Raw genomic sequence first — 12210 nt, forward strand, 5'->3', positions numbered from 1 at the left:
TAAGAATATTGGCCAAATTTGGAAGCAATAAAAAAAGGGCGAGCATTTCTGCCCGCCCGCGATATTATTTTGTTATGCTTATTGTTTAGAAGCGGAAGCCAACGCCGCCAACGACCTGATTGCGCGAAACGCCAGCTTCATAGTTGCTGTAACGATATTCACCGCGAACAAATGCATTGTCGCTCAGCTTATATTCGATACCTGCACCAACACGAACGCCGTCAGCGTTGCCGGCAACGCCGCCGAAGCCCGCACCAGACGCAGTATAGCGCGCATTGGTATAGCCGGCTTTTGCATAGAGCAACGCGCTATCACCTACAACGAAGCCCAGACGAGCACCGGCGTAGAGGTCACGGCTTGCATCGACGCTAGCGCCGCCGCCGGTAAGTTCTCCGGTCGATTCGGTGATTTCAGCTTCAACACCATAAACGATATTGTTGGACTGAATATCGTAGCCGAGCGATGCGCCATATAGAAAGCCGTCTGCATTATCAGTGCTACCGGCGCCATCGATACCAAAGTCGGTGTTGTCATATCCGGCGATAGCGGTTCCTTTTACGCCAGAAAAATCACCAGCTTCTTGAGCCAGTACGGGGGATGCAAGCGCAGATGCTGCAATAGCTGCTGCTATTGTTACATTTTTCATTTTTATTATTCCTTGGTTTTGTCATTAAATGACCACTACTTGATTTTGACTTTTGCTTTTTCTTTCGTGGTCGTTGGTCGATATAGGATCGCCAATATGAATAACAACTGCACGATCCCGTCAGAATTGCTCCGGACGAGATTTATTCGAAGTGTGTTGTCGATATGCCACAGTAGGCAATTGTAACGATAGGCTTGGCAATGCCGAACCAGCGGTTAGAGTGTAACAATGCCGAAGGACGCCCTCATATCCACCCAGTCTCGCCATCGCATGACCACCCGGATATGGCACTGGAGCAATGCCCTGTGTCTTCTCATACTCCTGATGAGCGGGCTCACCATATTCAATGCCCATCCCCGGCTTTACTGGGGCGAATATGGTGCCAATGACGACCATGCGTGGATGGCGGTGGGGTCGTCCCAGACGATGGGCTATCTGCGCTTGGGCGAGTTGCGCATTGAAACCACCGGTGCGCTGGGAAATTGGCAGGATAGTCAGGGTCGAACCCAGACATGGGCTTTTCCGGGCTGGGCTACTATTCCGTCCCATTACAGCCTGGCCGATGGTCGGCGCTGGCATTTCTTTTTCGCCTGGATATTCAGCGTCGGTCTGGCGCTTTTCATGGTCATGTCGCTCTGGAACCGGCACATCCAGCGAGACCTCCACATGCGTCGCGATCAATGGCGACCATCGCATATCTGGCGTTCGTTTCGCGCCCATCTGGACCTTCGTGTCATCCGGCAAACGGCGGGAGAAGACTATAACAGCATCCAGAAGATGAGTTATATTGGCGTGATCTTCCTGTTGCTGCCGCTTATGATTTTTTCGGGACTGGCCATGTCTCCGGCGATGGATGCCAATTGGCCGTTTCTGACCGATCTGTTCGGCGGTCGCCAGTCGGCACGTTCGCTCCACTTCATCGGAGCGTTCCTTCTGCTATTATTCTTTCTGGTTCATATGGTGATGGTGCTGCTTTCCGGCCCGTTTCGGCAAACCAGATCGATGATCACGGGTGGAGAAGGCAAGGAGCCTTTGGCATGACGATTATCACCCGAAGAAAGTTGATCACCGGTGCGGCAATCGGTGCCGGCTCTCTTTTGTCCGGCTGCGACGCGCTTAACCGGAGTGCGGCTTTTCAGGATGTTCTGGCGAGCGCCGAAACAGCCAATTTCACGGTCCAGCGGGCTCTTGGTGACCGGATGGAACTGGCCAGCGAATATCGTATCGCCGACCTTTCTCCCAAATTCCGCGCCAATGGCACCCGTGATCCCGGTACCGCTGATTATGCAGCCAGCGCGGCCCAGTCTTTTGCCAATTGGGAGCTGCGACTTACCGGTTTGTTCGCCAAGCCGCAGCAGTTCAGTCTGGCGGCTTTGCAGGCATTGCCTCAGCGAACCCAGATTACCCGGCATGACTGTGTCGAGGGCTGGAGTGCAATCGGGCAGTGGACCGGCGTTCCGCTCAATATTCTTCTCGATCTCGCGCAGCTGAAGAAGGAGGCGCAGTTTCTGGTTTTCCATTGCGCCGACCGTCTGGGTGGCAGACCTTATTACGAAAGTATCGATTTGCTGGATGGTTTTCATCCGCAGACCATCTTGGCCCACCGCTTGAACGGCGAGCCTTTGCCGATTGAAAACGGCGCGCCGTTGCGGCTCAGGGTCGAGCGGCAACTTGGCTATAAACATGCCAAATATGTTACCGGGATCGAAGCCGTGGCATCATTGGCAGGCATTGGCGAAGGCAAGGGTGGCTATTGGCAGGATGTAGCCAATTATGAATGGTATGCGGGCATCTGACATTTTGGGCGTTATGGGTTCGATCAGGAGCGAATGGATGACGATAATTGGCCGGTTTTTGGACAGCGTAGTCGAAAAGGGATCGATAAAGGTCATCCATCCCGATGGAGCGTGCGAATCCTTTGGAACACCGACGGCTGGCTATCCAGATGTCGGAATCCGCCTGGCTGACAAGAATGTCGTGCGGCAAATTCTGCTCGACCCGCGGCTTGGTGCGGCCGAGACATTCATGGACGGACGACTGATCGTCGAGCAGGGCGATATCATGGAACTGGTGCAGCTTTTGCGCGCCAACAAGCCCTTCGAGCGCGGCGGCAAGATCAAAGACCCGGGCCCATTCAAAAAATTCCGCAATCATGTGGCCGGCCGTCTCGATCGGATAAATTTCCTCGACCGGTCGAAAAGCAACGTCGCCCACCATTATGATATCGGTAATGATCTCTACGATCTGTTTCTGGATGACGATCTGCAATATAGCTGCGCCTATTGGGACTTCGAGCTGCGCGGACCGGATATGACCCTTGAACAAGCCCAAGCGGACAAGAAGGCGCATATCGCCGCCAAGCTGGATCTGAAACCGGGGCAGCGGGTGCTCGACATCGGCTGCGGCTGGGGCGGCATGGCGCTGTATCTGCATCGCACGACCGGCGTCGAGGTGCTTGGCATCACGCTCAGCGAAGAGCAGCTAAAGAAAGCGCGGGAACGGGCCAAGCAAGAAGGCGTCGCCGACAAGGTGAAATTCGAACTGATCGACTATCGCGATCTAGCGGCGCGCGATTCAGGTGGCTTTGACCGGATCGTCTCGGTCGGCATGTTCGAGCATGTCGGCACGCCGCAATTTCGCACCTTTTTCCGCAGTTGCGCCAATCTGATGACCGATGACGGCGTGATGCTGTTGCACACGATCGGCCGGATGGGCGGTCCTGGTACGACCGACGCCTTCACCCGCAAATATATCTTTCCGGGCGGTTATATACCGGCGCTGAGCGAAACGCTGGAGGCGAGCGAGCCCTATCGGCTGATCGCCACCGATGTCGAAAACCTCCGGCTCCATTACGCCTTCACCTTGCGCGAATGGTACAAGCGGACAGTGGACAATCGGGACAAGATCGTCGCGCTCTACGACGAGCGTTTCTACCGGATGTGGATATTCTATCTGGCGGGAGCGACGGCGGCGTTTGAAAATGGCGGGATGTGCAATTACCAGATACAGTTCAGCCGCAACCGGCGAACCTTGCCGCTGACGCGCGACTATATCGGCGAAACGGAGAAAGGGCTTCGTGAACGTTGATTGGGTAAGCGGTCTTCCCGCCAAGCGCTCTGACTATTGTGGGTAGCGTTCGTTCATTAAATCCCAGTTGTTGCGGATCAGTTGCTCCAATATGTCCATATCAACCTGTTCGAGCCGATTGATATACAGGCAGGACTTTCCGACACTATGTTTGCCCAGCAAACCGAATAGTCGTTCCTGCTCTGCCTGTGCTTCGGGCGTGCAATAGGCGCCCATAAGATAAAGGCTGAGCTTGGCTTTGCGCGGCGAAAAACCGGTGCGACACATGGTGCCCTCGCGCCCGCTGTCATATTTATAGTCATAGCTGCCGAAACCGATGATACTCGGTCCCCACATTCTCGGTTCTTCGCCCGTAATGCGCCGGAACAGGTCGACGAGCTGACGGGCCTCTTCCTGTCTGCGTTCTGGTTGCGCGGTGGCGATAAATGCATCGACATCCGCTTCGTTTGCCTTTGTCTTGAGTTCCGCTTTGGCCACAATGCTCTCCTGATTATTCGAGCATATCATATTGCGCGATAAATTCGAGCCTGTTAGGCGCGCTATCAAATCGACGGCACATATCCATTGAAAGCAAAGCAAATGAGCGAATCTGTAAAACGCGTGGTTTTGGCCTTTTCCGGCGGTCTCGATACCAGCGTCATCCTGAAATGGCTGCAGCAGGAATATCAGTGCGAGGTGGTGACCTTCACCGCCGATCTGGGGCAGGGTGAGGAATTGGGGCCTGCGCGCCGTGTTGCCGAAACGCTTGGCGTCAAACCGGAGCATATTTTCATCGACGATCTGCGCGAAGAATTCGTCAAGGATTTCGTCTTTCCGATGATGCGCGCCAATGCGCTCTATGAAGGCCTGTATCTGCTCGGCACTTCGATCGCGCGACCGCTGATTTCCAAGCGCCAGATCGAGATCGCCAAGCTGACCGGCGCTGACGCCGTGGCGCACGGTGCGACCGGCAAGGGCAATGACCAGATTCGTTTTGAACTCGGATATTATGGCCTTGACCCAGATGTGAAGGTGATTGCTCCGTGGCGGGAATGGGATCTGACCAGCCGCACACGGCTGATCGAGTTCGCCGAGAAGCACCAGATTCCGATTCCCAAGGACAAGCGCGGGGAATCGCCCTTTTCGTGCGATGCCAATATGCTTCACACATCTTCTGAAGGCAAAGTGCTGGAAGATCCGTGGGAAGAGGTTCCGGATTATGTCTATTCGCGGACCAACAATCCCGAGGATGCACCCGATACGCCTGAATATATCACAGTCGACTTCGAGCGCGGTGACGGCGTCGCGATCAATGGCGAGGGGATGAGCCCGGCGACTTTGCTCGAGAAACTCAACGATTATGGCCGCGAGCACGGCATCGGGCGGCTGGACCTGGTCGAAAACCGCTATATCGGGATGAAATCGCGCGGCATGTATGAAACGCCCGGCGGCACCATCTATCACGCAGCCCATCGCGGGATCGAGCAACTGACCCTGGACCGCGGCGCGGCACATCTGAAGGATGAACTGGCACCGCGCTATGCCGAGCTGGTTTATAACGGTTTCTGGTTCTCGCCGGAGCGCGAGATGCTGCAGGCGGCGATCGACCACAGTCAGGCGCGAGTCAACGGCACCGTGCGGCTGAAACTGTACAAAGGCTCCGTGAGCGTCGTTGGACGCAAGTCGCCCGATAGTCTTTACAGCGAAAAAGTGGTGACATTCGAGGATGATGCCGGTGCTTATGACCAGAAGGACGCGGAAGGGTTTATCAAGCTCAATGCGCTGCGGTTGAAATTGCTCGGCAAGCGTAATGGCTAGGACCTGCTGTCCTCCGCGCATGCCGCGGAATTGCTGCGCCGATCGGGTGACATGTCTCGTCGCGATCGCTGCCGCTGAGGTGCATGAACGGTGCTGATACCGCTTTTGCTTCTTCTCGCAGGATTTGTCGTCCTGATCCTTGGTGGTGAACTGCTGGTCCGCGGCGCCGTCCGTGTGGCGGAAAAGGCAGGGATGTCCGAGCTTTTGATCGGGTTGACAATTGTCGGGTTCGGTACCTCGGCACCCGAGTTGGTGGCGAGTGTCGAAGCGGCGCTTGCCGGGTCACCGGGCATTGCCTGGGGCAATATAGTTGGTTCCAATTTGGCAAACAGCCTGCTGATCCTCGGTGCCGCATCTCTCATCCTGCCGGTAGTCGTGCCACGAGGGCCATTATGGCGCGACGGTGGCCTGGCATTGGTCGCGACGGTCATTTTGTGGCTGGTGGCGAGCACTACGGGTATCACCGTCGCCATAGGAAGCGCTTTCCTGATCGTTTTGCTGGCCTATCTGGCTTATGCCTATCGGGCGGAGCAAACGCAGCCGGCAGGGGCAACAGCACTGCATGAAAAAGCCGAGGCTCTGGAGGTAACAGACACGCATCTGCACGACGTGCAGCCGCTTTGGCGCTCGATTTTGCTGCTCGTCCTGGGGATCGTCCTGATCGTGATGGGCGGCCGGTGGCTGGTTGAGGGCGCGATCGATCTGGCGCGACTGGTAGGCATGAGCGAGGCGGTGATAGGCCTGACCGTCATTGCCATCGGTACGTCGCTACCGGAGCTCGTGACCTCCGTGATCGCGGCCTATAAAGGCGCGAGTGCGGTCGCTCTGGGCAACGTTCTGGGTTCCAATATCTTCAATCTGCTGCTTATCGGGGGTGTCACTGCGGTCATAGCTCCCGGCACTATTCCGGGAGAAATTACCAATTTCGGACTGCCGGTTCTGATCGCGGCATCCGTCATGCTGCTGATATTTGCGGCGACCGGGCGAAAGATAACCCGGTGGGAAGGCGGGATATTGCTCATCGTCTATCTGATATTGCTGGTCTATAATGTCGTGATGGTTTGAATCAGGCGTTGCAATTTCGAAAATCTCTCTCTACATAGAGGCCATCCCAACATTGTGAGATTTGAAGGGGCTGGCGCCATAAGGGGCCGGCAGCCGACGCCTTGCTTTTTGAAATGGAATTGAATTGACCGATATAGCGACACTGACAGATCTGATTAAGCCGGAAGCGGATGCTTTGGGCTTTGATCTGGTGCGGGTGGAGTTCGTGTCCGGAGCGGAAGAACCCACGTTGCAGATCATGGCCGAGCGGCCGGAAACCGGACAGCTGGGTATCGATGACTGCGCGGCCTTGTCACGCCGCATTTCGGCAAAATTCGATGCTATGGAAGAAGAGGGGCGCGACCCGATCGAATATGCCTATCGTCTGGAAGTCAGTTCCCCCGGCATTGACCGGCCATTGACCCGGATAAAAGATTATGAAAACTGGGCCGGCCACGAAGCGCGGGTCAATCTGACCGAGGCCGTGGCGGGCAAGAAACAGCTGCGCGGTACGCTCGAAGGCATTGACGGCGACATAATAAAGATTGACGATCGCGAGACGGGAAGTCAGGAGACGCCCCTGACGAATGTCCATAGCGCGAAATTGATTCTGACCGACGCCCTGATCGCTGCAACCGTTCCGGTTTCGACAGCAGGTGCAGACGAAATTGAAGAACAGACTTTAGAAGAACAGGAAGACTAATCATGGGCAGTGCTATTTCAGCAAATAAAGCCGAGTTGCTCGCTATCGCGACCGCCGTTGCGACGGAAAAAATGATCGACAAGACGATCGTCATCGAAGCGCTGGAAGAAGCGATCCAGAAAGCGGCGCGCGCTCGCTATGGTGCGGAAAACGATATTCGTGCGAAGCTCGACGTCAAAACCGGCGATCTGCGCTTGTGGCGGGTTGTCGAAGTGGTCGACGAAGTCGAAGACTATTTCAAGCAGGTCGATATCAAGCAGGCCGAGAAGCTGGAGCCCGGTGCAAGCGTTGGCGACTTCATCGTCGACCCGCTGCCAGAGGTTGATCTCGGCCGCATCGATGCGCAGTCGGCCAAGCAGGTGATCTTCCAGAAGGTTCGCGATGCGGAACGCGAACGGCAATATGAGGAATTCAAGGAACGGGCCGGCGAGATCATCACCGGTGTCGTGAAATCCGTTGAATTCGGACATGTTGTCGTTGACCTTGGTCGCGCAGAAGGCGTTATTCGCCGCGACCAGCAGATTCCACGCGAAGCGGCACGGGTCGGTGACCGAGTCCGCGCGCTTATTCTCGATGTTCGCCGCGAAAACCGTGGACCACAGATTTTCCTTTCCCGCGCGCATCCCGATTTCATGCGGCATCTGTTCGCGCAGGAAGTACCGGAAATTTATGACGGTATCATCGAAATCAAGGCAGCGGCCCGCGATCCGGGCTCTCGTGCCAAGATCGGTGTGATCAGCCACGATAGTTCGATTGACCCGGTTGGCGCATGCGTCGGCATGAAGGGTAGCCGTGTTCAGGCCGTCGTGCAGGAAATGCAGGGCGAAAAAATCGACATCATCCCCTGGTCGGAAGATATTGCGACATTCGTGGTCAATGCATTGCAGCCAGCTACGGTTAGCCGCGTTGTTATCGATGAAGAAGAAGGTCGGATCGAAGTCGTTGTTCCCGATGATCAACTGAGCCTCGCCATTGGTCGTCGCGGACAGAATGTTCGCCTGGCCTCGCAGTTGACGGGTCTCGCCATCGATATCATGACCGAAGCGGACTCGAGCGAAAAGCGGCAAGCCGAATTCGCTGCGCGCACCGAGATGTTCCAGGAAGATCTCGACGTAGACGAAACATTGTCGCAACTTCTGGTCGCCGAAGGTTTCAGCGAGCTTGAAGAAGTTGCCTATGTCGCACCGGAAGAAATTTCCAACATCGAAGGCTTTGACGACGAGCTCGCTGCTGAATTGCAGAACCGTGCCATCGAGGCGCTGGACCGTCGTGAAGCGGTTGCTCGTGAAAAGCGCACCGAACTGGGCGTCGAGGATGCCATCGCCGAACTGCCGCACCTGACCGAAGCCATGTTGGTGACGCTCGGTGAAGCTGGTCTGAAAACGCTGGATGATGTTGCCGATCTGGCAACCGACGAACTGGTCCTGAAGCGCAAGTCAGAGCCGCGCCGCCGCAATGATACCCGCAAGCCCGAACCGGATGGTGTCTTGGCCCAATATGGCTTGACCGAAGAGCAAGGCAACGAGATCATCATGGCAGCGCGCGCGCACTGGTTCGACGATGAAGACGAGCCTGCAGCAGTTGCTGCGACGGAAGAAACCGGGGAGGACGCAAATGCGGAATCCACCCAATGAGACGCGGTCTAAACCTCTAGATCGCACGTCACACCGTAAATGCATTTTAACCGGAGAGAGCTTCTCTCCGGAGCAATTGGTGCGACTGGCGATGGGTCCCGACGGACAGATTGCACCGGATGTAAGGGCGAAGGCACCCGGCCGCGGAGCGTGGATTGGTGTCAATCGCGCTGCGCTCGAAATGGCCGTTGCCAAGGGGCAGCTTAAAGGTGCGCTATCGCGTGCTTTCAAGACCGGCCAGATTGATATTCCAGATAATCTGATGGAGCAGCTTGAAAAAGCGCTGAAACAGGCCACTTTAGACAGGCTGGGTCTCGAAGCCCGTGGCGGGACTTTGCTGACCGGTTCGGAAAAGATCGAGACTGCGGCGAGACGCGACGACTTGGCGATGTTGCTTCATGCGTCCGATGCTGGACAGGATGGAGCTTCAAAACTGGCCCAGGCCTGGCGTGTCGGCAGCGACCGTGAAGGCGATGATTTGCGCGGTATCACTTTGCCAGTGGACCGCCAGGGGCTTTCTGTGGCATTGGGCCGCCAGAATGTTGTTCATATCGGGATAATCGATAAGCGCGCGGCCGAACGGGTTTCGCATATGCTGGCGAGATGGATCCGCTTCATGGGCTCAGATGAGATGCCCGGTGCGGTAGAAGAAAAAGTTGCGTAGTTTGGCTTAGAAGAGCCAGGTAATACATTGATAATATCTATTTTTAGGGATTAAGTCTGTTCGATGAGTGAAGATACAAAAGATACGCCAAAACCTGCACGCAAGCCTTTGGGCTTGAAGCGTTCGGTCGAGCCTGGCGAAGTCAAGCAGACGTTCAGCCACGGCCGCACCAACAAAGTGGTGGTCGAAGTCAAGCGCAAGAAGCTTGTTGGCAAGCCCGGCGCGCCGGAAGTGGTCAAGGAAACCGTTGTGGAAGCACCCGCTCCCGCGCCGGCTCCGAAACCTGCTCCGAAGAAGGCCCCGGCGGCACCGAAAGTGGATGATGGTCTGACTCGTCAGGAGAAGCAGGCAAAGCTGCTCCGCGAGGCCGAAGAAGCGCGCCTCGACGCGATGCAGGAAGCGCGTAAACGCGACGCTCGCGAGAAGAAAGAACAGACCGCTGAAGAGAAGAAGCGTGCTGAAGAAAACCGCAAGGCTGAAGAAGAGCAGGCGCGCAAGGCGCAGGAAGAAATCGCCGCTGCTGAAAAAGCCGCTGCCGATTCCTCTGCTGTTTCCGAACCGGCCAGCGCCGATGCTCCTGCCGCGGCCCCGGCTGCGACGCCTGCCGCCAGCACGGCAACTCCCGCACGCCCACCGGCTCGCAAATTCACGCCAGTCGAAACACCAAAACGTCCCAAGCCGGAAAAAGAAAAGCAGAAGGTCGGACGCGACGATCGCAACGATCGCCGTCAGTCTGGCAAGCTAACCGTCAACCGTGCACTGCGCGGCGAAGATGGTGCAGCGCGGGCGCGTTCGCTCGCCGCGCTGAAACGTGCCCGGGAAAAGGAAAAAAGGGCTCAGCGGTCGGGTCGGCCATCCGAGCCACGCGAAAAGCAGATCCGTTCGGTTATCGTGCCGGAAGCCATTACCGTACAGGAACTGGCGAAGCGTATGGGCGAAAAAGGCGCGGACCTCGTAAAATCCCTGTTCAAAATGGGCTCGATGGTCACCGTCAACCAGACGATCGATCAGGATACCGCAGAATTGCTGGTCGAGGAATTCGGTCACAATATCCAGCGCGTCTCCGAGGCGGATGTTGAAATCAACACTCAGGCCGATGTCGATCCGGAAGAAACGCTGAAACCACGCGCTCCGGTTGTGACGATCATGGGCCATGTCGATCACGGCAAGACCTCATTGCTCGACGCCCTGCGCGGAACCGATGTGGTTGCCGGAGAAGCCGGAGGTATCACCCAGCATATCGGTGCTTATCAGGTGACGATGAAAAATGGCGACAAGGTCACCTTCCTCGATACGCCGGGCCATGAAGCATTTACCGAAATGCGGATGCGCGGCGCGAACGTGACGGATATCGTGATCCTGGTCGTAGCTGCCGATGACGGTTTGATGCCGCAGACGATCGAGGCGATCAACCATACCAAGGCAGCGGGCGTTCCGATGATTGTCGCGATCAACAAGATCGACAAGGAAGGTGCCGACCCGACGACGGTTCGGACGCGTTTGCTCGAACATGAAGTCATCGTCGAAGAAATGTCCGGCGATGTTCTTGATGCCGAGGTTTCGGCACTCAAGAAAATCGGTCTTGATGAACTGATGGAGAAAATCCACGTTCAGGCCGAATTGCTTGAGCTGAAAGCGCGCCCTGACCGTGCTGCAGAAGGCTCGGTTGTCGAAGCGAAGCTCGACAAGGGCCGCGGTCCGGTTGCTACTGTATTGATCGAACGCGGTACATTGAAACGCGGCGATGTCTTTGTTGTCGGTTCGCAGACCGGTAAAGTCCGCGCACTGATTGACGACAAGGGCAAGCAGGTCAAGGAAGCGGGACCATCGACACCGGTCGAAGTGCTCGGTATCTCTGGCGTTCCATCTGCCGGCGACAAGCTGACAGTGGTTGAAAATGAAGGCCGTGCCCGCGAAGTTGCCGCTTATCGTGCGGAACAGAACAAGCTGAAACGCACCACCCAGGTGCCGACCAGCCTGGAGAACATGTTCTCGGCAGCGGCGAATAGCGCCGTCGAATTCCCGGTACTGGTGAAAGCCGATGTCCAGGGGTCGACCGAAGCGATCGTCCAGGCGCTGAACAAGCTTTCGAACGATGATATCAAGGTCCGGATTCTGCATAGCGGAGTCGGCGCGATCACGGAATCGGATGTTACTCTGGCCGGAGCCAGCAAGGCGCCGATCATCGGTTTCAACGTTCGCCCGAACGCCAAGGCGCGCGAAATCGGCAAGCGCGACGGTGTCCGCTTCAAATATTTCGACATCATCTACGCTTTGACCGACGAGATTCGCGCGGAAATGGCTGGTGAGCTGGGTCCCGAGAAGATCGAGAATGTCATGGGGCGTGCCGAGGTCAAGGACGTGTTCAAGTCCGGCAAGAAAGACAAGGCTGCCGGTCTCCTGGTCACCGAAGGTTCCTTGCGCAAAGGTCTGTTCGCCCGTCTTACCCGCGACGATGTCATCGTCAGCGCAACGACCATCGCGTCGCTACGTAGGTTCAAGGATGATGTCGAGGAAGTCCGTGCCGGAATGGAATGTGGCGCGGTGCTTGAAGACACCAACGACATCAAGGCCGGTGATATGCTCGAAGTATTCGAAATCGAAGAGCGCGAGCGGATTATCTAGTTTCGCTCCC

General features: G+C 56.4%; 11 protein-coding genes. 9 read left to right on the forward strand and 2 right to left on the reverse strand.

Annotated elements, in window-relative coordinates:
• Positions 1–85 precede the first annotated feature (85 nt).
• Positions 86–646: an outer membrane protein gene (locus HUO14_RS04095; protein WP_176278573.1), complete on the reverse strand. Its 561-nt coding sequence runs from the start codon at positions 644–646 to the stop codon at positions 86–88.
• A gap of 228 nt (positions 647–874) precedes the next feature.
• Between HUO14_RS04095 and HUO14_RS04100 the strand changes: the two genes are divergently transcribed.
• From HUO14_RS04100 to HUO14_RS04110, 3 genes are read left to right on the forward strand one after another with little or no spacing between them, the layout of a single operon-like run.
• A complete protein-coding gene (locus HUO14_RS04100) occupies positions 875–1687 on the forward strand; it encodes a cytochrome b/b6 domain-containing protein (protein WP_176278574.1) in 813 nt (270 codons plus the stop codon).
• The gene (locus HUO14_RS04105; protein WP_176278575.1) at positions 1684–2442 is read left to right on the forward strand and encodes a molybdopterin-dependent oxidoreductase; all 759 of its coding nucleotides are present in this window, start codon (positions 1684–1686) and stop codon (positions 2440–2442) included. The genes HUO14_RS04100 and HUO14_RS04105 overlap by 4 nt, the downstream gene beginning before the upstream one ends.
• A 37-nt stretch (positions 2443–2479) precedes the next feature.
• Entirely contained in the window at positions 2480–3733 is a 1254-nt protein-coding gene (locus HUO14_RS04110) for an SAM-dependent methyltransferase (protein WP_176278576.1), read from the forward strand.
• Between the two features lie 33 nt (positions 3734–3766).
• On the opposite strand, the gene HUO14_RS04115 is transcribed toward HUO14_RS04110, so the two are convergent.
• Positions 3767–4210, reverse strand: coding sequence for a DUF1801 domain-containing protein (locus HUO14_RS04115; RefSeq protein WP_335647515.1), 444 nt, complete (start codon positions 4208–4210; stop codon positions 3767–3769).
• Between the two features lie 102 nt (positions 4211–4312).
• On the opposite strand from HUO14_RS04115, the gene HUO14_RS04120 reads away from it, so the two are divergent.
• From HUO14_RS04120 to infB, 6 genes are all read left to right on the forward strand, one after another.
• Positions 4313–5530 (forward strand): argininosuccinate synthase, encoded by a 1218-nt coding sequence (locus tag HUO14_RS04120; RefSeq protein WP_176278578.1) that lies wholly within the window; start codon positions 4313–4315, stop codon positions 5528–5530.
• Positions 5531–5620: 90 nt separating this feature from the next.
• The gene (locus HUO14_RS04125; protein WP_335647513.1) at positions 5621–6595 is read left to right on the forward strand and encodes a calcium/sodium antiporter; all 975 of its coding nucleotides are present in this window, start codon (positions 5621–5623) and stop codon (positions 6593–6595) included.
• Between the two features lie 124 nt (positions 6596–6719).
• Positions 6720–7277 (forward strand): ribosome maturation protein RimP, encoded by a 558-nt coding sequence (gene rimP / locus HUO14_RS04130; protein WP_176278579.1) that lies wholly within the window; start codon positions 6720–6722, stop codon positions 7275–7277.
• A gap of 2 nt (positions 7278–7279) precedes the next feature.
• Positions 7280–8911: a transcription termination factor NusA gene (nusA, locus tag HUO14_RS04135; protein ID WP_176278580.1), complete on the forward strand. Its 1632-nt coding sequence runs from the start codon at positions 7280–7282 to the stop codon at positions 8909–8911.
• Positions 8892–9575, forward strand: coding sequence for a DUF448 domain-containing protein (locus HUO14_RS04140; RefSeq protein WP_176278581.1), 684 nt, complete (start codon positions 8892–8894; stop codon positions 9573–9575). Before nusA ends, HUO14_RS04140 begins: the two co-directional genes overlap by 20 nt.
• 63 nt (positions 9576–9638) lie before the next feature.
• Positions 9639–12200, forward strand: coding sequence for a translation initiation factor IF-2 (gene infB / locus HUO14_RS04145; protein ID WP_176278582.1), 2562 nt, complete (start codon positions 9639–9641; stop codon positions 12198–12200).
• The last annotated feature ends 10 nt before the right edge of the window (positions 12201–12210 follow it).

Source organism: Parasphingorhabdus flavimaris, from assembly GCF_013371215.1.
GTDB classification, from domain to species: domain Bacteria; phylum Pseudomonadota; class Alphaproteobacteria; order Sphingomonadales; family Sphingomonadaceae; genus Parasphingorhabdus; species Parasphingorhabdus flavimaris.